Consider the following 22,900-nt stretch of genomic DNA (forward strand, 5'->3'; position numbering starts at 1 on the left):
ATGCAAAGCCCGCCCACACTTCACGGTACAAGGCAGGAGTAGGCTTGAGGCTTTCCTGCCGGGAGGGGTCTCCATGCGTGTACGTGCCGTTGCTGTAGCCATCGCCCTTTGCCTGTCCAGCACCGTGCTGGCCGCCGAAACCCCGCCGATGACCCCGGACATCAGCGGCAAGCCCTTCGTTGCCCCCGATGTCGGTCGTGACTACGACAAGCGCGTGGTGATGGTGCCGATGCGTGATGGCACCAGGCTGTATACGGTGATCGTGGTGCCCAAGGGCGCGCGCAATGCGCCGATCCTGCTGACCCGTACGCCCTACGATGCCGCTGGCCGCGCCAGCCGCAGTGATTCGCCGCGCATGCGCGACCTGCTGCCGCAGGGCGACGAGGTGTTTGTCGATGGCGGTTACATCCGCGTATTCCAGGACATCCGCGGCAAGTACGGCTCCGAAGGCGATTACGTGATGACCCGGCCGCTGCGCGGGCCGTTGAACAACACCAAGGTGGACCACTCCACCGACGCCTGGGACACCATCGACTGGCTGGTGAAGAACGTGCCGGAGAGCAATGGCAAGGTCGGCATGCTCGGCTCGTCGTACGAGGGCTTCACCGTGGTGATGGCGCTGACCGACCCGCACCCGGCGCTGAAGGTGGCCGCGCCGCAGAGCCCGATGGTGGATGGCTGGATGGGCGACGACTGGCTCAACTACGGCGCGTTCCGCCAGGTCAATTTCAACTACTTCGCGATGCAGACCGAGAAGCGCGGCAAGGGCACGCCGCTGCCCAGCCTCGGCTACGATGACTACAGCACCTTCCTGCGCATCGGTTCGGCCGGCGACTACGCGCGTTTCACCGGCGTGGACCAGCTGACCTGGTGGAAGAAACTGGTGGAGCACCCGGCCTATGACGGCTTCTGGCAGGGCCAGGCGCTGGACGCGGTGATGGCGAAGACGCCATTGAAGGTGCCGACCATGTGGCTGCAGGGCCTGTGGGACCAGGAGGACATGTGGGGGGCCAACCACGCCTACCAGGCAATGGAAGGGCGCGACAGCGGCAACAACCGCAACTACCTGGTGATGGGACCGTGGCGGCACAGCCAGGTGAACTACAGCGGTAGCGAGCTGGGCGCGCTGAAGTTCGATGGCGATACCGCGCTGCAGTTCCGCCGTGATGTGCTCAAGCCGTTCTTTGACCAGTACCTGGTGGACGGTGCGCCGAAGGCGGATACGCCGCCGGTGCTGATCTACAACACCGGCGAGAACCACTGGGATCGCCTGAAGGGCTGGCCACGCAGCTGCGACAAGGGCTGTGCTGCCAGCAGCAAGCCGCTGTACCTGCGTGCCGGCGGCAAGCTGGCGTTCCAGGCACCGGCGGCGGGCGAGGGCGACTTCGAGGAATACGTGTCCGACCCGGCCAAGCCGGTGCCGTTCGTGCCGCGTCCGGTGCGTTTCGGTGACCGCGACATGTGGACCACCTGGCTGGTCAAGGATCAGCGCTTCGTTGATGGCCGCCCGGACGTGCTGACCTTCATCACCGAACCGCTGACCGCGCCGCTGCGCATCGGCGGCGCGCCGGTGGTGCACCTGCAGGCCTCGACCAGCGGCACCGACAGCGACTGGGTGGTGAAGCTGATCGACGTGTATCCGGACCAGGAAGCGTCGACGCCGGAGATGGGCGGCTACGAGCTGCCGGTGTCGCTGGCGATCTTCCGTGGCCGCTATCGCGAAAGCTTCAGTGATCCGAAGCCGCTGGCGGCGAACCAGGTGCTGCCGTACCGCTTCGACCTGCCCAACGCCAACCACACCTTCCAGAAGGGGCACCGGGTGATGGTGCAGGTGCAGTCCAGCCTGTTCCCGCTGTACGACCGCAACCCGCAGACCTACGTGCCGAACATCTACCTGGCCAAACCGGGCGACTACCAGAAGGCCACGCAGCGGGTCTGGCACAGCGCGGCGCAGGCCAGTTACATCGATCTGCCGGTGTATTGAGTTTGATGAGGTACGCCGGGTGCGCGATACCCGGCGGCCGCGGTAGTGCCGGCCGCTGGCCGGCGTTTCTATGCTCAAGGATAAAGGTTGTCGCTCGTCAGCAGCCCACTGTCGAACTTCCGAAAGAGTTCGGCAATTGATTCGGCGATGGGCTTTCCCCGGCTGATGTCGAGATCGCCCAGATCGAATGAGATGATCTGTCCGCGACTGAGTGGGCAGAGATCGAGCGCGATGAGCGTCGATCCACCGTCCGTTCCAATGCCCATCAGGTAGTCGCCAAGATAACGACGGATCTGGTAGCTGCGGTTGAGCTGAATGATGGTGGCGATGGACCATAGGTCGACATAAGCATGAGGGAACACGCAGCGCCCACCGTTTGACCAACGCAGGAGCAGCATGAATTCCTCTGGAATCGCTGCCTCGCTCCAATGTGCCTGAAAGCTGCGTAGATCGTCCTCATGCGCGCCTGTCTCGGGTAGCCATGGACTTTGGATGCATCGGATGAAGTAAGGCGTGCTTGGTTGATCTCGATTGTCCACGAGAAGTCCCTGTAGTCAGCCTTACTACGATGGCGCGGCCCATCTTTGGCGGCAATGGGCATATGCGACATGCGCAGAGATGTGTCGGGAATATGATCGCTTCCAGCGCGTGTCGACCAAGGTCGACACCTACCAGAGCGGAGCCATGGAAGGTCGATTCAGGCGGCTGCGGTTGTGCCGGCCGCTGGCCGGCATCCGCGATGGCGTGAAGCAGAAGCTGCTATCCGACCTTTGAGGGCCCGGTGCGCCAGCGGCTGGGTACCAGGCCGAAACGCTTGCGGAATGCAGCCGCGAAGTTGCTGGGGTGGCGGTAACCACTGGCGGCCGCAGCCTGCTCGACAGTCCAGCCGTCCTCGCGCAGGCCCTGTTCGGCATGGCGCATGCGCTGTTCGTGCAGGTAGTCGAACACCGAGCAGCCGTATTGCTGGGCGAAGTGGCGGCGCAGCGAGCTCGGGCTCATGCAGGCCAGCTGGGCCAGTTCGACCAGGCTGTGGGCATGGCTGGGATCATCGTGCAGATAAGCGCGGACACGCTCCAGCCGCTCGCGCTGGCCCGCGCGAAGCGTACGCACGTGGTCGGTCTGCAGATCTTCGGCTTGCAGGCCGACGGCCAGCAGCTGCAGGGCCACGCCTTCGCGCCACAGCGCATCGATGCCGTCCTGCCAGGGGCTGTCGAACAGCTGGCCCAGCACCGGCAGCAGGGTGTGCGGAATCGCCCAGTGGCGGCATTCCAGGTGGGTATTGAGCGCTGTTTCCAGCTGCGGCAGCTGGAACAGATCCGGATCGATCTGGCCCGGCACCATCACGCTGACGCCGCGCATGCGCGTTTCGCCGGGATGTGAGCCGGTCATCTCGACCTGTTCCCGGTGGTGCGCGGTCATGGCGGTGCCGGCGCGCAGGGTGAAGCCGCCGCGTCGCGGAATGCGGACGTCGACCTGCCCCTGCAGCATCACCCGGATGGCCAACCCGGGGCTCTGCTGGGCAGTGGCCACATACGGGAAACGATTATGGACGTCGGACGCGATCAGGCTCATGCCGCCACGCAGGAACTGTTCATTGACCTCGCCGTGGCCGGCCCACTGATCGTCGCGCAGGTGTTCCGGATCGGCGCGGTAATCAAAGCCATGGCGATGGCCGAAGCGGCGGTAATCGGCGAAAGTGAAATATCGGGACATTGCTCGGCACGTGCGCAGGAGGTGGACGCTGGCAGTACCTCGCCCATGCGCTCTGCATTGCAGATGCAGTACCGGTCGTGGCCTGTGCAGACCCGCTGCGATGCGGTGGCGACGGCACGCTGGATGGCTGGGGAAACGCCAGATTGGAATGAGTGTGTCGAAGAAACTGGAAACGTTTCCCATTGTCGCCTTGATTCACCCGCATTTGATTTCGAGATGGTCAAAACGATTGGTCAATATGGCCAAGTTGAATCTTCCGTGGAACATACGGCGGCGTTCTGCATGCATATCCGTACGCAATTCCATACATCAACTGCAGTTGAGGTTCCATGGGTGGAACGATCGCCTGCGGACACGTTGTCGTCCGTGTCATCACGGATGAAGGCGTAGCGTGAGGCGTTGGCGGCGGCAGGCCGCATCGATACCCCCACAGATGGAGAATGCAGATGATCGATTACCAGCTCACCGGCAAGACCGCGATCGTGACCGGCGGCGTATCCGGCATTGGCCTGGCGGTCGCGCAGACCCTCGCCGCATCCGGTGCGCGTATTTCGGTCTGGGACCTGAAGCAGGGCGCGGTGGATGCCACGGTGGCACAGCTGCAGGACAGCGGCGTGCAGGCCATCGGCGTCGCGCTGGACGTGACCGATGATGCCGCCGTCGAAGCGGCGGTGCAGCGCACGGTGAAGGAACTGGGCGGCGTGCATGTCGCAGTCAACAACGCCGGCATCAGTGGGCCGGCGGCCAGCAGTGGTGATTATCCGGTGGACGGATGGCAGCGGGTGATCGACGTCAACCTGACCAGCGTATTCCTGTGCCAGCGTGCGCAGATCCAGGCGATGCGTGCGGCGGGTTCCGGTGGCAGCATCATCAACATGGCGTCGATCCTGGGCCAGGTGGGGTATGCCGGTTCCACCGCGTATGTAGCGGCCAAGCACGGCGTGGTCGGCCTGACCCAGACCGCAGCCTGGGAACATGCCGCAGATGGCATCCGTGTCAATGCGGTCGGCCCGGGTTTCATCACCACGCCGCTGCTGGAGAAGATGGATCCGAAGGTGCGCGCGACACTGGAAGCGCGGCATGCGCTGAAGCGGCTGGGCACGGCCGAGGAAGTAGCGGCACTGGTGGCCTGGTTGGCCAGCGACGACGCCTCGTTCGCGACCGGTACCTATTACGCCATTGATGGTGGCTACCTGGCGCAGTGATGCGTTGATCACAGATGGCGCAGGCGTTGGACACGGCCCGGCGCTGTCGGGTGAACGGGCTGTGGTGTGGCCTTCAGCTCTGTGCCACGGGTGCCACGCGACGCTCCGGGAAACTCCCGGAGCCTGCCCATGCAACTCACCCAGGATGTCTCGATCCTGCTGCGCGAGGCCGCAGCAATGCTGCTCGGCGTCGAGCGCGAGATGAGCAATCGGCATCGCCGTGGGCATCGGCAGGTACGTGGTTGCCATCGGGGTGAGCGTGCTGTGCGTGCTGGTGCTGGCGGTGATGCGGCGGCTGGAGAAGAAGATCTGACGCGGAGTGGGGTCGGAGCCCCTGCGGGGATCCGACCCCAAGGGCCCAGGCAGGGTCAGATCCCCGCAGGGGCTCTGACCCTTACATCGCGAAATGGTCTGACCAATATGGCGTCTAGCCCTATGGTCTAATAGGCGCTTCGCCGGAGTGGCGGTTAAATCCGCTGCACGTGGTCTGATCGGTATCATTATTGGTAGCACCAATGATCGGCGGCCGCGGCGACCCATCGCGTGCGGTGGAGCACATCCCGCCCCCAGTCGAGAGCCTTCATGCAGCCCTGGCAACACCTGTACGACCCCGCCGGCAACCTGTGGTTGTCGAGCCTGATCGCGCTGCTGCCGATCGCGTTCTTCTTCATCGCCCTGGCCGTGCTGCGGATGAAAGGCTGGCTGGCCGGCACGATCACCGTGGCCATCGCACTCGGCGTGGCCCTGCTGTTCTACCGCATGCCGCTGACCCAGGCGCTGGGCGCGGCCGGTTTCGGCTTCGTCTATGGCCTGTGGCCGATCGCCTGGATCATCATCGGCGCGGTGTTTCTCTACAAGGTTTCGGTCAAGACCGGGCAGTTCGACATCATCCGTGCCTCGATCCTGTCGGTGACCGAAGACCAGCGCCTGCAGATGCTGATGGTCGGCTTCGCCTTCGGTGCCTTCCTGGAGGGCGCGGCCGGCTTCGGTGCGCCGGTGGCGATCACCGCGGCACTGCTGGTCGGGCTGGGCTTCAAGCCGCTGTATGCCGCCGGCCTGTGCCTGATCGTCAACACCGCGCCGGTGGCGTTCGGTGCAATGGGCATTCCGATCATCGTGGCCGGGCAGGTTACCGGCCTGGACGCGTTCGAGATCGGCCAGATGGCCGGCCGCCAGCTGCCGTTCCTGACCCTCATCGTGCTGTTCTGGATCATGGCGATCATGGATGGCTGGCGTGGCATCAAGGAAACCTGGCCGGCGGTGCTGGTGGCCGGTGGCTCGTTTGCCATCGCGCAGTACCTGACCTCCAACTTCATTGGCCCGGAACTGCCGGACATCACCGCCTCACTGGCATCGCTGGTCTGCCTGACCCTGTTCCTGCGCCGCTGGAAGCCGGTGCGGATCTTCCGCTTCGACACCGAAACCAGCGCCGAGGCCGCTGCACAGGCACTGGAAGCGCCACGCTACAGCGTCGGCCAGGTCGCCAAGGCATGGTCGCCGTTCCTGATCCTCACCGCGATGGTCACGCTGTGGAGCATCAAGCCGTTCAAGTCGCTGTTCGCGGCGGGCGGCCCGCTGGAAAGCTGGGTGCTGAAGATCCCGGTGCCGGGCCTCGACCAGATGGTGCAGAAGATGCCGCCGATCGTGGATGCACCGCTCAGCTACGAGGCGATCTACAAGTTTGACTGGTTCTCGGCCACCGGCACCTCGATCATCCTGGCCGCGGTGATCGCGATCATCGCGCTGCGCATGCCGGCCCGTTCGGCGCTGCAGACCTTCGGTGAGACCGTGCGTGAGCTGCGCATGCCGATCTACTCGATCGGCATGGTGCTGGCCTTTGCCTTCATCGCCAACTATTCGGGCCTGTCGGCGACGCTGGCGCTGGCACTGGCGCATACCGGTGACGCGTTCCCGTTCTTCTCGCCGTTCCTCGGCTGGCTGGGCGTATTCCTGACCGGCTCGGATACTTCATCCAACGCCTTGTTCTCAGCACTGCAGGCGACCACCGCGCAGCAGATTGGCGTGTCCGACGTGCTGCTGGTGGCAGCCAACACCACTGGCGGCGTGACCGGCAAGATGATTTCGCCGCAGTCGATCGCCATTGCCTGCGCCGCGGTCGGCCTGGCCGGCAAGGAATCGGACCTGTTCCGTTTCACGGTCAAGCACAGCCTGATCTTCACCACCATGGTCGGCCTGATCACCCTGGCGCAGGCCTACTGGCTGACCTGGATGATTCCCTGAGCCATGCACGGTCAGCCGACCACCCGCTGCGCGCTTCGGGCCACAATGGCACCATGAGCACGCAACGTATTTCGGACAAGGTGGCCGCGCAGCTGCGCGGCCTGGTGCAGGAACAGCGGCTGCAACCGGGCGACCGGCTGCCGGCCGAACGCACCCTGGCGGTGCAGCTGGGGGTCTCGCGAACGTCGTTGCGCGAGGCCATCGCGCAGTTGGCCAGCCAGGGCCTGCTGACCGCACGGGTCGGTGGCGGCACCTACGTGGCCGAACCCGCGGCGCGCGCGCGGCAGGCGCTGGATGAACCGCTGGCGCCGTACCTGCCGCTGTTCCAGGGCGACCCGGAATACCGCTTCGACGTGCTGGAGATCCGCCACGCGCTGGAAGGTGCCACCGCCTGGCATGCAGCGTTGCGCGCCACCGATGAGGATCGCACACGCATCGCGCAGGCCTTCCAGACCATGATGGACGCGCACGGCAAGGACGATCCCACCGGTGAAGCCGAGGCCGACGCGGCCTTCCACCTGTCCATCGCCGAGGCCTCGCACAACCTGGTGCTGCTGCAGGTGATGCGCGGCCTGTTCGACCTGCTGCAGACCAACATCTCGCAGAGCCGCGAAAAGCTCTACACCTCGGCGAGGACCTTCTCGCCGTTGTCCGACCAGCACCGCGAGATGATGGACGCGGTGCTGGCCGGCGACCCCGAACGCGCGCGCGCCGCCGCGCATGCCCATCTCGAGTTCGTGCACACCACGCTGCGCACCCTCGATGACAACGAAGCCCGGCGTGCGCGGGCCTCGCGTCTACCTTCCCCACACGGTTGACCCCATGATCATCTCCGCCTCCACCGATTACCGTGCCGCAGCGCAACGCCGGCTGCCGCCGTTCCTGTTCCACTACATCGATGGCGGCGCGTATGCCGAGCACACGCTGAAGCGCAATGTTTCCGACCTGTCCGACATCGCGCTGCGCCAGCGCATCCTGCGCAACATGTCCGACCTGAGCCTGGAAACCGAGCTGTTCGGCGAAAAACTGGCGATGCCGGTGGCGCTGGCCCCGGTCGGCCTGACCGGCATGTATGCCCGGCGCGGTGAAGTACAGGCGGCGCGCGCGGCCGACAGCCGCGGCATCCCGTTCACCCTGTCCACCGTATCGGTGTGCCCGATCGAGGAAGTGGCACCGGCCATCCAGCGGCCGATGTGGTTCCAGCTGTATGTACTGCGCGACCGTGGCTTCATGCGCAATGCGCTGGAGCGGGCGCAGGCCGCTGGGGTGACCACCCTGGTGTTCACCGTGGACATGCCGGTGCCGGGTGCGCGCTACCGCGATGCCCACTCCGGCATGAGTGGACCGAATGCCTCGCTGCGCCGCATCGGCCAGGCCATCACCCATCCGCACTGGGCGTGGGACGTGGGCCTGTTCGGCCGCCCGCACGACCTTGGCAACATCTCCACCTATCGTGGCAACCCGACCGGGCTGGAGGACTATATCGGCTGGCTCGGCAGCAACTTCGATCCCTCCATTTCGTGGAAGGACCTGGAGTGGATCCGCGAGTTCTGGCAGGGCCCGATGGTGATCAAGGGCATCCTCGACCCGGATGACGCACGTGATGCGGTCAAGTTCGGCGCCGATGGCATCGTGGTCTCCAACCACGGTGGCCGCCAGCTCGACGGCGTGCTGTCCACCGCGCGTGCATTGCCGGCGATTGCCGATGCGGTGCAGGGCGACCTGAAGATCCTCGCCGATTCCGGCATCCGCACTGGCCTGGACGTGGTGCGCATGCTGGCGCTGGGTGCCGACACCGTGCTGCTGGGCCGTGCCTTCGTCTATGCGCTTGCAGCGCAGGGCGAGGCTGGCGTGGTCAACCTGCTGGACCTGATCGCCAAGGAGATGCGCGTGGCGATGACACTGACCGGTGCGCGCCGCATCGCTGACATCGGCCGCGATTCGCTGGTCAACCTGCCGTGAGTGGCCACGATGCCGTGCTGGCGCAATTGCGCGCTGCGGTCGGCAGCCGCCACGTACTGACCGGCGACAAGGCCACCCGCCGTTTCCGCCGTGGCTACCGCTTCGGTGACGGCCCGGTGCTGGCGGTGGTGCGCCCGGGCACGCTGCTTGAATTGTGGCGTGTGCTGCAGGCAGCGGTGCAGGGCGGGGCGGCGATCATCCTGCAGGCAGCCAACACCGGCCTGACCGGTGGCTCGACCCCGGATGGCAACGACTATGGGCGTCCGATCGTGCTGGTCAGCACGCTGCGCCTGACCGGCATCCAGCTGTTGAACGAAGGCCGGCAGGTGCTGTGCCTGCCCGGCGCGACGCTGGACCGGCTGGAGCAGACGTTGGCGCCACTGGGCCGCGAACCGCATTCGGTGATCGGCTCGTCCTGCATCGGCGCCTCGGTGCTGGGCGGCATCTGCAACAACTCCGGCGGCGCGCTGGTGCGCCGTGGCCCGGCCTACACCGAGCTGGCACTGTATGCGCAGGTCGATGCGCAGGGCCAGCTGCAGCTGGTCAACCATCTGGGCATCGCGCTGGGCGATACGCCCGAGCAGATCCTGCAGCGCCTGCAGGCGGGTGATTACCGTGCTGCCGACGTGAGTGACGGTGACGGCCGTGCCGCCTCCGATCCGCGCTACGCCGAGGAAGTGCGCCGGGTCGATGCCGATACGCCGGCACGCTTCAATGCCGACCCCAGCCGCCACTTCGAGGCAGCGGGATCTGCCGGCAAGCTGGCAGTGTTCGCGGTGCGCCTGGACACCTTCGAGAAGGAGGCGGCAGAGGTCTTCTATATCGGCAGCAACAGCACCGACAGCCTCACCGCGATCCGGCGCCAGCTGCTGACCGGCTTCGAACGCCTGCCGATTGCCGGCGAGTACATCCACCGCGATGCCTATGACATCGGCGAACGCTACGGCAAGGACAGCTTCCTGTTGATCGACCGCCTTGGCACCGCCCGCGTGCCGGCCGCCTTCGCACTGAAGAGCCGCGTCGATGGCTGGTTCGAGCGGTTGGGCCTGCGCGGCGTGACCGACCGGGTGATGCAGGTGCTGACCGGCCTGCTGCCCTCGCACCTGCCCAAGCGCATGGGCGAGTTCCGCCAGCGCTACGAGCATCATCTGTTGCTGAAGGTCTCCGCGCAGGACGCAGCGGACACCGAGGCCTGGCTGCGCGGCTTCTTTACCGACCATGAGGGCGGCTACTTCCACTGCACGGCCGATGAGGGGCGCAAGGCCTTCCTGCATCGCTTCGCCGTGGCCGGCGCGGCGGTGCGTTACCGCGAAGTGCATCGCAACCAGGTGCAGGACATCGTGGCGCTGGACATCGCCCTGCGTCGCGATGACGCCGACTGGTTCGAGCAGTTGCCGGCCGATATCGATGGCCGCCTGCTGCACAAGCTGTATTACGGGCACTTCCTGTGCCACGTGTTCCACCAGGACTACATCGCGCGCAAGGGCGAAGACCCGATGGCGATCGAGCACGCGATGTGGGCACTGCTGGACCAGCGCGGCGCCGAGTACCCGGCCGAGCACAACGTCGGCCACCTGTACCCGGCCAAGCCGGCACTGGCCGGGTTCTACAAGCAGCTGGACCCGAGCAATACGTTCAATCCCGGTATCGGCCAGACGTCGAAGGCGAGAGGGTGGGGTGGCTGCGACTGTAATGGGCATTGACGGATACAACGTGTCCTTACTGTAGAGCCGAGCCTATGCTCGGCTGCTCTTCCCGACAGACAGCAGTCGAGCATGGCTCGACTCTGCCCGGGCAACGGTTACCATCGGAATCCCAACCGCAGGAGCCGCCCATGCCCCCCATCGTTGCCCGCACGACCGTGTGTGCTGCACTGCTGGCCACCCCGGCGCTGGTGTTGGCGCAGGGCTCGATCCTGCCGCAGCAGCGTGACGCTGCCGGCAATGTGATGGAGCCGCTGGGGCAGGTGCTGGTCGCCGATGAGACGGGACCAGCGGGGCTCTATGACTGCACCCTCGATCGTGCCTGGTGCGTGCGCGTGCAGCCGGTCACCGAAGATGGTGATCGGCCGACCGTGCTGGAAGTACTTGAGAAGGTGCCGGGCCAGCGCACGCCACACACCTATCACGTCAGCATCGACGTGCCGCAGGAAAGCGATCTGAAGCTGTGGCCGTGGATCGTGCGGCTGGCCCCAGGCGTTGGCAGCGACGAGCCTGTGACCGACCCGCAGCAGCGGGCCCGCCAGAATGTACTGGTGGGAGGCATCGTCTCGTTCAGCAGCATGTATTCCGGCGGCGGTGCCGATGCGTCCACGCTGCAGCTGGCACGCGTGCGCCACCTGCAGGACGACATCCAGGTGGACGACGACGTGCTGACCGTGCCGTGGCTGGGCAGTGCGATGATCCGCGCCTGCTTCAGCGAGCAGGACATCAAGCAGCGTGCCGGTGCCTGCCACGATGAGTATGGGTTCTCGGCAAAGCTGGGGCTGGAGACGGCGGCCGAGGGTATGCCGGTACTGCGCTACCAGACCGTGGCCACGCGGTTTCCGGCCGGTGTCTCGCGCTTCGAGGATTCGCTGGCCAAAGGGCCGCTGAAGAAGAAGGACCTCCGCACCGAGCAGGACCCAGCGTGCAGCTACACGCGGCTGTTCCGCTTCAGTGATGGGGTGTTCCACCCCGACCAGGCGCTGCCGGATTGCGCAGGGTATACCGAACCCTGAACCCTGTAGAGCCGAGCCTACGCTCGGCTGGCTTTCCGTGCGGCCTGACCGGAGAGCAGCCGAGCGTAGGCTCGGCTCTACAGAAACCTGTGGCGGTGCTTATTCGCAGCGGGTCGCGGTGATGATGTTGTCCTTGTCCACGTACACGCGCAGGCGGTCCTGGCGGATGTCCTTGGTGGTGATGGTGCTGGGGCCGATCGGGTTGACCAGGCCGGCACCGCTTTCGCTGGACAGTCGGCGGATGTTGGGTTCATTGGCTGGCTGGCCGATCGCCCAGCCCAGCTGGCTGGCATTACAGCGGCCCGTGCCCTTCACCTCCGGGCCTGGCGTGCTGACACAGGCGGCCAACAACAGGGGCGAGGCGAGGGCGGCCAGGGCAAGGCGGGTGGGACGGTATCGGTTCATGGGTGCAACTCCTGAGGGCATGATGGCGCCACGATAGCACCGCGCCCGTGGCGACGGCATGCGCTGGATCAAGCCGTGTCGTTCAGCGTGTGCAGGCATTGTCGGGATCGAAGTGTTCCGGACCGCGGTAGCGGGCGGCAGCCCGCTCGAAGTGCAGTGCAATCGTTTCCCGGCCGCCCGGACAGTCACGCGATGCCTCCAGCGCCGGCCACGCCGGATGCGGTGCCGGAGGTGCGGCCAGCGTGGTGAACCGTCCCTCCAGCAGGCGCGCATAGGTTCCGTCCGGGCACTGCGCCAGCACCAGTTTATGGGTGACGTCGATGTCACCGTAGCTGCTGCCGAAGTGGGTGAGGATTGCGTCGGCGCGACCATCGTTGTTGAGGTCGGGCGTAGCGTCGAGCGTGGTCTGCCCGCTGCCGTACGCGCAGCCGTCGCCGACGCCAGGTACGCAGGCGCTTACATGCCTGCCGTCCGCGAACCGCAGCTCGATACGTTCCTCGATGTCGGCCGCGCAGGCGCGTTGCAGTGGACTGGGCGGCGGCGTGCGCGCGATGGCGGCGTTTGCGGCAGCCGAAAGCACCAGCAGGAGCACGGGCGGATGCAGGCGCTGGCACCATGGCACGGTCACGGCGAACTCCCGCGCTTGATCGCTTCCCACACGCTGTCGATGTGCGCACGCAACGGCGCCGCAGCTGATGCCAGCGCAGGATCGTTCTGACGCTCGCCGCCGAAAGGTTCATCGCCTTCCACGTGTACCAGCGATTCGCCGCGCACCTCGTAGTACTGCTCGCCCTGGCGAAGCCCGATGCGCAGCTGCTGCGGGTCAATGCCGCCGCCACAGACGCTGTGGCTGGCCAGCGTCAACTCGGCTCGGCCGTCGTTGTCCAGGTCGGTGGCTGTCACCTGATCCAGGAAATAGCCGGCCTCCAGATCCAGGCCTTCGCATTGAACCGGATCTTCGACGCTCCAGCGCGAAACCCAAGGACTCGCCTCATCGGTGCGCCGGAACAGCTCTGCACGCAGCGTGATCTGATCCAGCGGTCCTGCGTCGCCCTGCGCCGGCAATGCTTGCGCGCTGCGCGAAAGCAGCAGCAGGCCCGGGCCGTCTACGTCCTTGAAAGCCAGTTGCTTCAGCAGTGTGCCAGGGTAGAGCTCTGTCAGTTCCGCTTCGGGTAGCGATGGCGTGGTCATGAACGCCGATGGCACGTGATGCGAACCACAGCCGGCCGCAGTCAGTATGAATACGAACAGCAGCGTGAAACGAGAGGAACCTGTCGGCGAAACCGCGGGTTCAACGCGCATCATCACGCCCCGGGCCAAACTCGATCTCATACGGGATGCTGTCATAACGACGATCATCGACGCCGAAGTAGGTGCTGACATGGATGAATCGGGCATCCCTGCGGCTTGCGGTACAGAGATTGATACCACGGCTGCAGTCGATGCGCAGCCGATCATTGCTCAGCTGCGCGATGTCCCCGACACGTGTATTGCTGTCCACTTTCACGCCACTGACCGCGACAGTGCCCGTGTAGTCCTTACCCGGACGAACGCCTTCACCGGGCGCAATGTAGGCCAGCGCGTCCTCAGGCAGGCCCTTCAGGGTGACGGCGACGGTGCGGACCGTCAGATCCTTTGGGTAGTTCGTATAGACACGGATGCCCAGGTCGTCCCAGACAACGATGTCCGAGGCATCTTCTTCTCAGATCCACCTGTCGAAGAGATCCTCGTGCCACTGACGACTGCACACTATCGTCTTGATCGTACTTGATGAATTTCAATGAGCCGGGTTGCTGCCAGGGCCGAATTCGATGACATAGGGGGTGCTGTCGTACCGTCGGTCATCCACTCCGAAATACATCTTCATCTGGATGAACTTTTCATCGTTCCTGCTCGCGCCACAGATGCTTATGCCGCGGCTGCAGTCAATGCGAAGCTGACCTCCGCTCAGATGTGCGATGTCGCCTACGCGAGTGCCCTTGTTTACGCGGACACCGTTGACCAGAACGGAGTAGGCATAGTCCTGGCGAGGTCGAACGCCTTCGCCTGGTGGAATGTAGGACAGCGAATCCTCGGGTTCTCCGCGAAGGGTGACTGATGCTGTGACCACACGTTGATTCCTGGGATGGTTGGTGTAGACACGGATGCCCAGATCGTCCCAGACCACAATGCCAGGGTCATCGGGAAACGCGGTGCGATGGTTGGGGCCAAGCACGTTGATCCAGTTGGACAGGTCCTGAGTGAAATCCAGGCGCTGTCCGCTGTACTTGACGTAGTCATCCTGGAAAGCCAGAGGGGCTGCATTGCTTTCGCCTGAGCCCGGGGCATGCTTGGCATCGCAGGCAGCAAATGCAAGCACAGAAAACGAAATCAGGAGGATTCTCGATGGCACCGCAGCGTACATCAGTTGGTCTCGCGGCTGACTTCGATGGTGTACGGGAGGTGATCGTATCGCCTTTCGTCAGCCCTGAAGTAGATGGAGCAGCCACGAGTAGTGCCATCAACCCGATTTCTGATGCATGTGCCGATGCCCTCGCTGCAGTGAATCTCAAACATCGTGCATCGGGCGGCCGGGATGTCGCAGATCTTCATGTCGCCGTTGAATTGCCCGCTGTCGATGATGAGGCCGAGTGGTCACTGCTTGTGAAGGTGGTTCCGTGCCTCCTCAATCTGGAGCGTCGTCTTTCTCGATGTTGAGTTTGTATATGTAGCTGCTGTAGCGCTTATCGTCCACGGAGAAATAGAAGGAGTAATCCAGCTTCGCCTGATCTGTCCTGTTCGCGCTACAGAGGGCAATTCCCTGGCTGCAGTGTACTTCCAGTAAACCTCCGCTCAGTCGGGGTATGTCATCAACCTGCGTCGTATTGTTCACAGGAGTGCCCGAGAACGAGACCGCACCCGAAAAAGTCTTGCGTGGCTGAATTCCTTCTCCTGGAGGTTCATAGCCGCCAGATGACCTAGGAGGGACACGGAGGACGAATGAGACTGAGTTGACGCGATGTTCTTTCGTTGGGCCCGTGTAGGCAGCGATCCCCAGTTCATCCCAGATCATCATGATCGGTAACTCAGGATCGGCGAAGCGATAGTCGCTACCAAGGACGGCAATCCATGCCCTGACGGGGGCGCCAAGTTCAACGCGCTGTGAGCCGATGAGGATCGAGCCATTCTCGAAAATGGCCGCTGGCTTCTGCTTCGGCTGCTCATCCTGAGGTGCGGCGCTGCATGGGGCAAAGAGCGATGAAAGCGCTATCGCCAGAAAACGTCGTGAGTTGGTCGCGAAGAGAGCCGTCGCCGTACGCTTGGGCTCAGCGGGTGCCATCACGTCCTGGACCAAACTCGATCTCATAAGGGATGCTGTCATATCGACGATCGTCGACGCCGAAGTACGTGCTGACATCCTTGAACCGGTCATCCTTGCGGCTTGCCGTGCAGAGATCGATGCCGCGGCTGCAGTCGATGCGCAGCCGATCATTGCTCAGACGCGCGATGTCCCCGACCCGGGTATTCTTGTCCACTTTCACCGCACTGACCGAGACAGCTCCCTTGTAGTCGGCGCGGGGACGAACGCCTTCCCCCGGTGCGATGTAGGCCAGCGAGTCCTCCGGCAGGCCCTTCAGGGTGACGGCGACGGTGCGGACCGTCAGGTCCTTGGGGTAGTTCGTATAGACGCGGATGCCCAGATCGTCCCAGACGACGATGTCCGATGCCTCCGAAAGCGCATTGCGGTGCGTGGGTCCAAGTACCTTTTCCCATGCGGCAAGGTCCTGTTTGAAGGTCAGGCGTTTCCCTTTGTACTCGACATAGTCTTCGTTGAGTGCGAGATGCGGCGCTGCATTGGCCTCGCCACGCGCGGGAGCTGCTGTCTGGGCATCGCTGCACGCGCCGAAGCCAAGGACGAGAAGCGAGGCAAGAAAGAGATTCCTGATCATTTCTTTGGCTTCACCTGATTCTTTTCACCAAACAGATCTTCGTAGAACTTGGTGATGTAGTCCCAACTCTTGGATCCATAGCGACCCACCCGGCGAATTTCCTCCAGAGCGTGCTTGCCGTGTTCCTCATGCAAGTGCTCAAGCTCGGTCGCTGACGCAGCACGCCGGATGTCGGCAGGGTGCTTTTTCGCCCAGGCGCCCACCAGTCCATCCTGCCAGGAGGTGTCTTGCGGGTGCACCAGGTAGGACTTTGCGATCGTGGCCGGACTGGTCGTGGGCATTCCTCGCCAGTGCTTGTACATGGCAGCTCCCACTTGTTGCACCGCGCTGCTGGCCAGGGTGGCAGCGAGCGTATGCAAGGGGTGCACATCGTGATCCTTGGCGAGCTGGGAGTGGCTGGGGTCCGTAGATCCATTCTTGTTCGGATCAGAGTCGAACATGGTCTGGGCATCGTCAACGCTGTTGCCCACCAGCAACAGCAGTTGCTGGTACACGAAGTTGTATGAGTTCAGCACAAGGCGCATCGGGGCGCTGGCAATCCAGCCAGCACGTTCAAGATACTCATGGCCTGGAATGCTTGCGATGCGATCACGAAGTTTGAGGAACTTCTCGAAGGCTTCGTAGTATCTCTTGTCACTGTGTTCCGACAGCAGTATCAGCATGATCTTCTCGCCGTCCGAGCGATCACCGGGCTTGCTGGCTTTGAATTCCCAGCTTTCAATGCCAAAGACCTTGTGTGCGATGGGTTCGGCCAGGCTGGCGATCACATCGGTGGAGCCGAACATGCCGGTGACGACTGGGTACGAATGCTTGCAAGTTGCCGCTGCAGTCCAGGGCAGCACCTTGCCATGCCCGAGCTTTCGAAGGCTCAGTTCGCAGAAATTGGAATGGGCGAAGTAATCCTCAAGCACATGAAGTGCCGAACCGAAGTGACGCATGCCATCAGGTGTCATTCCCAATGACATGGCCTTGCGAAGCTCGGCCTCCATGAATTCGCTGGAACGGATGATGTAGCGCTTCATCGATCGGTCTGGGTCGATCTTGAGCAGATCGCTGCCAGGCGTAACCCATGGCTCGAAGTCCGGATCGATGGTTCTGGGGTCCGGAGGCGACGGCTTGATGTTCTTGGGATTGTCGATGTGTTCGCTGGGACGATACACGCCCAATCGTTCAGTGGTTACGCCGTAGTTACGATAGTTTCCTCGACGCAGTTCGTAGAACTCGCTGCCAGCCAGGACGTCGACAACCTTTGTCAATGCAGATCGGGAGATGTGCTTTCCAAGATCCTTTGGGAGATTCGGTGGACGCACGATCTTCGGATCCAGCAGCTGCGAGTAGTCGCGCAGCCAGTTGCCGAAATAGATCGCGTTCATTTCAGCGCGGCTGAAGCCGACCTTGCCCAGCACCGCCTCAATCGATCGATGCCCAAACGACTCGCTGGGTCGCTTGTCATGGTTCTGGCCATCACCCGCACTGAACCCCTCGTAGCGCCCATCCTCGCTCTTGTTGGTTTCCTGGGCCACGGGCCCCTGTTGCTTCAGTGCAGCCTGTACTTCCGCATAGTTCACCTTCAACGCACCGTTGAACTCGGGCGAGGTGTACTGCGCATACTCGGTTTCGTGCGTGCCTTCCAGGTCGAAGAACGCCAGGCGATAGGCGAGTGCAGTGCCTTCTTCCTTGCCGCTGTCCGCAGCGAGGGTCGGCTTGCCGTTCGCATCCTTCTCCGCCAGATCATTGCGCAGCACGTTGTCAACGTGGTGCCCGAACTCATGCAGCAGCACCGCCAGCAGTTCGCGTGACGCCTCGATGGTCGTCGCCGCGCGGTCTGCCGCCATGCTGTTCACGCGGATGATGCGCTTGCTGTTGTCGTAGTCGGCCGGGTAGGGCGCGCCGGCCATCACCTTGTGTTCGGGTGCCTGCAGGCTGCCATTCTTCAGCGCGTCCTGCAGCTTCATGTAGGTCCGCGCCGGAACATCGAAGCCGAAGGTCGGCGCCATCATCATGACGAACTCGACCGGTGTGGACTGCTCGGCGATACTGCGCAGCTGGTCGTAGGCGAACGTGCTTTCGAAGGTGCGGCCCGGATCAGGCTTGATCGTGAAAGCGGGCAGCGGCGGCAGGCTGGCCGGGGTGCTGCCTCCCCCCATGAACGGATGCTCCCCCGCCTTGACCTTGAACTCGCCGGGGCAGCTGAAGGTGATGTTGCCGCCCTCCAGCGTGATCGCACTGCTGCCGGCCTGCAGCACCACCTTGGTCTGCGCCAGCACGTCGATGCGGTCGTCGGTGGCGGTGATGGTCAACGCCTGATCGCTCAGCAGTTCCAGCTCGCCGTCGTGGGCCTGCAGGCTGACCGGGCCCTGCGCGGCGATCACCCGCAGCGGACCGCTCTGCGCGAACAGCGAGACGTGCTCGCCGGACACCGTGGCGATGGTCTCGCCGGCGCTGACGTGCAGGTCCTGCTGCACCGTCATCTGCAGGTTCTGCCCGGCGTAGGCCACCGCGCTGGCCGGGGTGGTCCAGGCCACATGGTGCGGTGCCTCGGCCAGCAGCAGCGGCGTGCCCAGCCGTTCCACCGGCTGGTCACCGGCGCTGCGGCCATCGCTGCCGGGTTTCATCGCGCTCTGCCCGTTCACATCGCCCTGGAAGCGGCCCTGCGCCTTCGGGTCGATCTGCTCGCGCAGCTGCTTGGTGCGCTCGAACTCCGCCAACCCCGGCACCTGCTGCTGCGCCAGGGTCTGCTGCATCTGTTCCAGGCTGCGCTCGGCGCCCTTCAGCTGGGCCACCACGCTGGCATTGTCCATCACCGTGGATGCCGCGCGCTCCTGCAGGCTGGCCGACAGCAGCAGGCCTTCGCCGGCATGCACGTTGCCCCAGCCCTGGGTAGCCAGTTCAAAGCCCTCGCCACGCAGCGTGCCGCGGGCGGTGTCCTGGTGCGCGATCAGGTAGCCCAGCTCCAGCCGGCTGTCGGCCAGTGAGCTGTGCAGGCGCGTGCGCAGCTGCCCGGGCGTGTCGTCGATCACCCATTGCTGGGTGCCGCTACCGTCATGGGCCTGGGTGTGCAGGCCGCTGAGTACGCCGGGGTGGCGTGCGTTCTCGTCGATGCCGCCGCCGAAGGGCGGAGCGACTTCGCCGTTGTAGAGCTGGCCGGTGATGCGCGGCTGGTCGATGTCGCCGTGCAGGAATTCCACCAGTACTTCGCTGCCCACGCGGGGCAGGAAGGCCGTGCCCCAGTTGGGGCCGGCCACCCACTCGGCCACCGGCACCCAGCTGCCACTGGTGTGGTCGCCGGGAGCGTGTCCGGGCTGGGCGCTGCCGGTGTCGGTCAGGCCGCCGGGATTGGGCCTGCTGCCGCGCTGCCAGCCGAACTGGATGCGTACCTGGTGCTCGCGGTTGGGGGTCACGGCGGTGTTGGCAATGCCCACCACGCGTGCAGTCTGCGGGCCATGCAGGGTCGGCCGGTCCTGCGGCAGGGCGCGCAACGGCACGCCGCTGCCAGTGGCCAGGAAACTGTTGCGGTAGGCGCCACGTTCCAGCGCGGTGCTGTCCAGCAGTTCGGCGATGCCCTGGTCCAGGTTGTTCAGGGCCACATGCTGCACGGCCAGCAACTGGAAGGCCTGGCCTTCGTGCTGCGGGTGCTGGGCCAGGGTGAAGGTGCTGCCGGCGCCGAGCTGGCGCTCGCTGCCGCTGCCGCTGTAGAGCACCTGGCCGACGCGCAGCGCGTCCAGCCGTGCCTGTGCTTCGGCGTCGGCCCAGCCGGCCTGGGCGAATCGACCGGCGCGCGGCTGCACGTAGACTTCCAGTGCGGGCAGGGTGCCGGCATCGGCGCTGGAGTGCGCGGCCACGGCGCCAACCTGCTCGCTGTGCCAGCTGGCCACGGTGCTGGCGTTGGGCACCAGCTGCTGGCGCTCGGCGAAGGCGGTGATGCCGTCGCTGGCCTCGGCCATGTCGGCGCGATGGAAGCGCACGCGGCCTGCGTCGGGCAGCTCGGCGCCCGGCTCGAACACCACCAGGGTGTGTGCGGCATCGTCGTCCTGCGCCTGCTCGATGCGCCAGGCCAGGCCGGCTTCGGCCAGCAGCCGGGTGACGAAGGCCCAGTCGGTCTCGCGGTACTGGGTGGTGATCGCGCGTGCCGGCAGCTCGGCCTGCACGTCGAAGCGGAACAGGGCCTGCGGGTAGTCGGCGAAGATCTGTTCGCAGATGGCGCGGGTATCCAGATCCTGGAAGATCACCGCATTGCGGCGCAGGCGCAGCAGCGCGGTCCACGGTTCGAGGATCAGGCGATAGCGGGCCAGGCCACCATCGCTGCCCAGCTGCGCAGCCTCGGTACACAGCCCGTGCCACTGGCGCAGCGAACCGTCGGCCTGGCGTAGCTGCAGGGTCAGCGGCTGTTCCAGCCACGGCTCCAGGTCCAGGAACGCGTCGGTGGACAGGCAGTCGATCTGCAGGCGGTTGTCGCCGCACACCGATTCGATGCCTTCGAAGCGTTCGACGACCAGGCCTTCCTCAGGCCCCTTCAGCTGGATCAGGCGTTCGCGGTGGGACAGCGAAGCGAGGGATGCGAGCAGTGAGGAGCTTGGGATGTCCATATCATCAGGCTCATGGCAGGGTGATCGTGATGTGGGCGGTGCGCTCGGGCATCTGCACCACGTCGTTGTAGGCGGCCAGCTGCTGGCCGGTTTCGTGGCCGAGGTAGGTGCGCATGCCGAAGAAGGCGACAATGCCGAAGCAGCCCACCACCACGGCCGGCAGCCACAACGGCACCACGCGGCGCAGGCTGTGGCGGACGTTGTCCGGTGGCAGTGCATGCGGTGCGAAGCCGTGGCGCTTGCCCTTCAGGTAGACGATCTCATCGCCCAGGCGCGCGGTCAGGTAGCCCAGCTTCTCGGTGCCTTCCAGGCGGTACTTGCCTTCGAAGCCCATCAACAGGCAATAGTGGTAGACCTCCAGCGACGGCAGGCGCGCGGCGCCCTGGCGCCGGAGTTCTTCCAGGCGATCGAAGAAGTGTTCGCCAGCCAGATGCTCGCCGAACAGGCGCAGCTGCAGCGGGTTGCGTTCCCAGGTTTCGTGCAGCGGCGACGGCTGGGACAGGATCGCCTCGTCCACTGCCGCGCAGAACGCGTACTTGGCAGCGTAGACATCTTCCGAGGCCACGCCCATGCGCATGGCATTGCGTTCCACGCCATCGAGGAACTTCTGCACCGTCTGCACGAAGCTCTCGGCATCGTGTGGCAGCTGGCCGCGCTTGAGCAGCAGCAGAAGGTAGAAGCCGTCGGCCATCAGGTCCTGCAGGCTCTGCGGATTGGCCGCCTGCGGCGTCGGGTTGACCATCGCGCCATTGGCGGTCAGCGAGGGCATCGGGCCCGGCGTCGGGGGCAGGGGGGAATTCATCATGAGGTCACCGCCACGAGTTCCATCTTCAGTTCGGCAATACCGGCCGGCACGTAGATCATCAACGACTGCGCCTTGAGCATGCGCTCATACAGCGCACCGCGTGCGTCGAGTTCGAAGTAATGGCTGCCCGGGCGCACCGGGATCGCCGCAGGCACCTGCGCCGCGTGGGTCAGCTTCACGCCCGGAAGCGCGGACAGCACGCACTTCTCGACATCGTCCGGCGCACCGACCTTGAAACGTACCGGCACGCTCTGGATCAGCTCCTGCGCCGGCAGCGATGCGGAGACGGACAGGTAGAACGAGGCATTGCCGTCGATGCGCTGCGAATCGAGCCGGCCAAGATGATAGGACGGCTTCACCTCGTTCAGCGCGATCTTGAAATAGCGGGTGGAGATCACGGTATCCAGCAGGGTGCGCACGATCTCCAGCAGCTTGCGGAAGGGGGCTTCCGGCTGGTCGTGGCGATATACCGGCAGATCGCCCAGCTGGTAGGCATTGGAGAAGGTCAGCAGTGCGCCGGCCATGCGCAGCAGCTCCTGGTGCAGGCGCTCGGGGTGCAGCTGCGGATGGTGCAGCAGATGCGCCAGCGCGCTGAACGAGCTGTTGATGGTGTGCAGCAGCCAGAACGAGGCGATGTCGCCGGAGCGGAATTCGATGATGTTCTGCGAGGTCTGCCGGTGCAGGCCATACAGTGCATCGACCTTCGCCTGCAGGGCATCGAGCACCGCCCGCAGTTCGCGATGCAGGAACGGTGACGCCTGCAACTGGGCGCACGGCGGAATGAACTCATCGTCCAGCTCGAAGCCGCCGCTGGAGGTGCGCCGCACGCGCGCGATCGGCACCGTGGCGTAGGCGTCGCGCGGCTGATCGTCGGTGAGCAGCTTCACTGCCTTGCTGAGGAAGGCGAGCTCGGCTTCGACCGCATCGGTGAACAGGTCCTGCGTGTCACGGTTGGCCTGGCGGTAACGGGCCAGAACCGTGCCTTCGGCATCGGCACAGTTCGCGCCATCATCGCGCAGCAGCGGCAGTGCCAGATAGACGACGGTGGACTGTACGCCTGGCGGCAGCTCCTGCAGCGATACCGCATCGGGCAGGCCGTCGTGCGCGGGCGCATCGTAGGTCTCGCCGTCGGGGAACACCGCCGACAGATCGAGTGGGCGCAGCGTGCCACCGGAAAGTGCATGTGGATCGAAACGCACCCGGCGTGCACCCCATGCATAGGGGTGCAGGGTCTGCGAGAGATCCTGCAGCCGTGCTTCGTGGTAGGCGTCCTGGCGCTGGAAGTGCTGGGGGCGCAGGAACAGGCCTTCACCCCAGAGAACCTTCGACATCCTGCTTACATAAGCCACGT

At 64.7% G+C, this 22,900-nt stretch carries 20 protein-coding genes; 9 read left to right on the forward strand and 11 right to left on the reverse strand.

The annotated features are described in order from the left end of the window. The first annotated feature begins 73 nt into the window (after positions 1–73). A complete protein-coding gene (locus VPH47_RS08165; RefSeq protein ID WP_164162921.1) occupies positions 74–1,984 on the forward strand; it encodes a CocE/NonD family hydrolase in 1,911 nt (636 codons plus the stop codon). A 74-nt stretch (positions 1,985–2,058) separates the two neighbouring features. Here VPH47_RS08165 and VPH47_RS08170 read toward each other — a convergent pair whose 3' ends face one another. Both VPH47_RS08170 and VPH47_RS08175 read right to left on the reverse strand, forming a co-directional pair. Further along, complete coding sequence (locus tag VPH47_RS08170) at positions 2,059–2,523, reverse strand: SMI1/KNR4 family protein (RefSeq protein WP_368850474.1); 465 nt, start codon at positions 2,521–2,523, stop codon at positions 2,059–2,061. A gap of 220 nt (positions 2,524–2,743) precedes the next feature. Continuing rightward, a complete protein-coding gene (locus tag VPH47_RS08175; protein WP_110712680.1) occupies positions 2,744–3,697 on the reverse strand; it encodes an AraC family transcriptional regulator in 954 nt (317 codons plus the stop codon). A gap of 446 nt (positions 3,698–4,143) precedes the next feature. Here VPH47_RS08175 and VPH47_RS08180 point away from each other — a divergent pair, with 446 nt between their 5' ends. From VPH47_RS08180 to VPH47_RS08205, 6 genes are all read left to right on the forward strand, one after another. Then, on the forward strand, positions 4,144–4,902 hold the full coding sequence (locus VPH47_RS08180; RefSeq protein ID WP_368850475.1) for an SDR family NAD(P)-dependent oxidoreductase: 759 nt from the start codon (positions 4,144–4,146) through the stop codon (positions 4,900–4,902). 582 nt (positions 4,903–5,484) lie between these two features. Continuing rightward, positions 5,485–7,143 carry an L-lactate permease gene (lldP, locus tag VPH47_RS08185; RefSeq protein WP_110712679.1) on the forward strand — a complete coding sequence of 553 codons (1,659 nt, stop codon included), beginning with the start codon at positions 5,485–5,487 and terminating at the stop codon, positions 7,141–7,143. A 53-nt stretch (positions 7,144–7,196) separates the two neighbouring features. Beyond that, positions 7,197–7,961, forward strand: a complete 765-nt coding sequence (gene lldR, locus VPH47_RS08190) for a transcriptional regulator LldR (protein ID WP_248857946.1) — start codon at positions 7,197–7,199, stop codon at positions 7,959–7,961. Positions 7,962–7,965: 4 nt separating this feature from the next. Beyond that, positions 7,966–9,105: an FMN-dependent L-lactate dehydrogenase LldD gene (lldD, locus tag VPH47_RS08195; RefSeq protein ID WP_197612258.1), complete on the forward strand. Its 1,140-nt coding sequence runs from the start codon at positions 7,966–7,968 to the stop codon at positions 9,103–9,105. Beyond that, the gene (gene dld, locus VPH47_RS08200) at positions 9,102–10,808 is read left to right on the forward strand and encodes a D-lactate dehydrogenase (RefSeq protein ID WP_368850476.1); all 1,707 of its coding nucleotides are present in this window, start codon (positions 9,102–9,104) and stop codon (positions 10,806–10,808) included. The genes lldD and dld overlap by 4 nt, the downstream gene beginning before the upstream one ends. A 131-nt stretch (positions 10,809–10,939) precedes the next feature. Next, positions 10,940–11,824, forward strand: coding sequence for a hypothetical protein (locus VPH47_RS08205; RefSeq protein ID WP_110712676.1), 885 nt, complete (start codon positions 10,940–10,942; stop codon positions 11,822–11,824). Positions 11,825–11,923: 99 nt separating this feature from the next. Here the strand turns inward: VPH47_RS08205 and VPH47_RS08210 are convergent, their stop codons facing one another. The 3 genes from VPH47_RS08210 to VPH47_RS08220 form a co-directional block, all read right to left on the reverse strand. Next, entirely contained in the window at positions 11,924–12,229 is a 306-nt protein-coding gene (locus VPH47_RS08210; protein WP_180867510.1) for a hypothetical protein, read from the reverse strand. Positions 12,230–12,311: 82 nt separating this feature from the next. Then, complete coding sequence (locus VPH47_RS08215) at positions 12,312–12,857, reverse strand: hypothetical protein (RefSeq protein ID WP_368850477.1); 546 nt, start codon at positions 12,855–12,857, stop codon at positions 12,312–12,314. After that, positions 12,854–13,420, reverse strand: coding sequence for a M949_RS01915 family surface polysaccharide biosynthesis protein (locus VPH47_RS08220; protein WP_368850478.1), 567 nt, complete (start codon positions 13,418–13,420; stop codon positions 12,854–12,856). Before VPH47_RS08220 ends, VPH47_RS08215 begins: the two co-directional genes overlap by 4 nt. A 46-nt stretch (positions 13,421–13,466) precedes the next feature. Here VPH47_RS08220 and VPH47_RS08225 point away from each other — a divergent pair, with 46 nt between their 5' ends. Beyond that, positions 13,467–14,000 (forward strand): hypothetical protein, encoded by a 534-nt coding sequence (locus tag VPH47_RS08225; protein WP_368850479.1) that lies wholly within the window; start codon positions 13,467–13,469, stop codon positions 13,998–14,000. A 6-nt stretch (positions 14,001–14,006) separates the two neighbouring features. Here the strand turns inward: VPH47_RS08225 and VPH47_RS08230 are convergent, their stop codons facing one another. After that, positions 14,007–14,633, reverse strand: a complete 627-nt coding sequence (locus tag VPH47_RS08230) for a hypothetical protein (RefSeq protein WP_368850480.1) — start codon at positions 14,631–14,633, stop codon at positions 14,007–14,009. Between VPH47_RS08230 and VPH47_RS08235 the strand changes: the two genes are divergently transcribed. Next, positions 14,615–14,926 carry a hypothetical protein gene (locus tag VPH47_RS08235; RefSeq protein WP_368850481.1) on the forward strand — a complete coding sequence of 104 codons (312 nt, stop codon included), beginning with the start codon at positions 14,615–14,617 and terminating at the stop codon, positions 14,924–14,926. The genes VPH47_RS08230 and VPH47_RS08235 overlap by 19 nt on opposite strands. Here the strand turns inward: VPH47_RS08235 and VPH47_RS08240 are convergent. The 5 genes from VPH47_RS08240 to tssK are packed head-to-tail and all read right to left on the reverse strand — an operon-like array spanning position 14,895 to position 22,880. Beyond that, entirely contained in the window at positions 14,895–15,548 is a 654-nt protein-coding gene (locus VPH47_RS08240; protein ID WP_368850482.1) for a hypothetical protein, read from the reverse strand. The two genes, VPH47_RS08235 and VPH47_RS08240, sit on opposite strands and share 32 nt — an antisense overlap. Further along, the gene (locus VPH47_RS08245) at positions 15,535–16,158 is read right to left on the reverse strand and encodes a hypothetical protein (protein ID WP_180867530.1); all 624 of its coding nucleotides are present in this window, start codon (positions 16,156–16,158) and stop codon (positions 15,535–15,537) included. The genes VPH47_RS08240 and VPH47_RS08245 overlap by 14 nt, the downstream gene beginning before the upstream one ends. Continuing rightward, complete coding sequence (gene tssI / locus VPH47_RS08250) at positions 16,155–20,744, reverse strand: type VI secretion system tip protein TssI/VgrG (RefSeq protein WP_368850483.1); 4,590 nt, start codon at positions 20,742–20,744, stop codon at positions 16,155–16,157. The genes VPH47_RS08245 and tssI overlap by 4 nt, the downstream gene beginning before the upstream one ends. A 10-nt stretch (positions 20,745–20,754) precedes the next feature. Further along, complete coding sequence (gene icmH / locus VPH47_RS08255; protein WP_180846291.1) at positions 20,755–21,549, reverse strand: type IVB secretion system protein IcmH/DotU; 795 nt, start codon at positions 21,547–21,549, stop codon at positions 20,755–20,757. Further along, entirely contained in the window at positions 21,546–22,880 is a 1,335-nt protein-coding gene (gene tssK, locus VPH47_RS08260) for a type VI secretion system baseplate subunit TssK (RefSeq protein ID WP_368850484.1), read from the reverse strand. The genes icmH and tssK overlap by 4 nt, the downstream gene beginning before the upstream one ends. Between the last annotated feature and the right edge of the window lie 20 nt (positions 22,881–22,900).

The sequence above is a fragment of the Stenotrophomonas sp. WED208 genome, from assembly GCF_040984485.1.
Lineage (GTDB): Bacteria > Pseudomonadota > Gammaproteobacteria > Xanthomonadales > Xanthomonadaceae > Stenotrophomonas > Stenotrophomonas riyadhensis.

Bases quoted from the DNA above. Each gene is read 5' to 3' on its own strand.
- tssK (WP_368850484.1), bottom strand. From the start codon at position 22,880: ATGTCGAAGGTTCTCTGGGGTGAAGGCCTGTTCCTGCGCCCCCAGCAC.
- lldP (WP_110712679.1), top strand. From the start codon at position 5,485: ATGCAGCCCTGGCAACACCTGTACGACCCCGCCGGCAACCTGTGGTTG.
- VPH47_RS08240 (WP_368850482.1), bottom strand. From the start codon at position 15,548: ATGGCACCCGCTGAGCCCAAGCGTACGGCGACGGCTCTCTTCGCGACC.
- tssI (WP_368850483.1), bottom strand. From the start codon at position 20,744: ATGGACATCCCAAGCTCCTCACTGCTCGCATCCCTCGCTTCGCTGTCC.
- VPH47_RS08205 (WP_110712676.1), top strand. From the start codon at position 10,940: ATGCCCCCCATCGTTGCCCGCACGACCGTGTGTGCTGCACTGCTGGCC.
- VPH47_RS08220 (WP_368850478.1), bottom strand. From the start codon at position 13,420: ATGACCACGCCATCGCTACCCGAAGCGGAACTGACAGAGCTCTACCCT.
- VPH47_RS08175 (WP_110712680.1), bottom strand. From the start codon at position 3,697: ATGTCCCGATATTTCACTTTCGCCGATTACCGCCGCTTCGGCCATCGC.
- VPH47_RS08235 (WP_368850481.1), top strand. From the start codon at position 14,615: ATGGCACCGCAGCGTACATCAGTTGGTCTCGCGGCTGACTTCGATGGT.
- lldD (WP_197612258.1), top strand. From the start codon at position 7,966: ATGATCATCTCCGCCTCCACCGATTACCGTGCCGCAGCGCAACGCCGG.
- lldR (WP_248857946.1), top strand. From the start codon at position 7,197: ATGAGCACGCAACGTATTTCGGACAAGGTGGCCGCGCAGCTGCGCGGC.
- VPH47_RS08210 (WP_180867510.1), bottom strand. From the start codon at position 12,229: ATGAACCGATACCGTCCCACCCGCCTTGCCCTGGCCGCCCTCGCCTCG.
- VPH47_RS08180 (WP_368850475.1), top strand. From the start codon at position 4,144: ATGATCGATTACCAGCTCACCGGCAAGACCGCGATCGTGACCGGCGGC.
- VPH47_RS08165 (WP_164162921.1), top strand. From the start codon at position 74: ATGCGTGTACGTGCCGTTGCTGTAGCCATCGCCCTTTGCCTGTCCAGC.
- VPH47_RS08245 (WP_180867530.1), bottom strand. From the start codon at position 16,158: ATGATCAGGAATCTCTTTCTTGCCTCGCTTCTCGTCCTTGGCTTCGGC.
- icmH (WP_180846291.1), bottom strand. From the start codon at position 21,549: ATGATGAATTCCCCCCTGCCCCCGACGCCGGGCCCGATGCCCTCGCTG.
- VPH47_RS08225 (WP_368850479.1), top strand. From the start codon at position 13,467: ATGAATACGAACAGCAGCGTGAAACGAGAGGAACCTGTCGGCGAAACC.
- VPH47_RS08230 (WP_368850480.1), bottom strand. From the start codon at position 14,633: ATGTACGCTGCGGTGCCATCGAGAATCCTCCTGATTTCGTTTTCTGTG.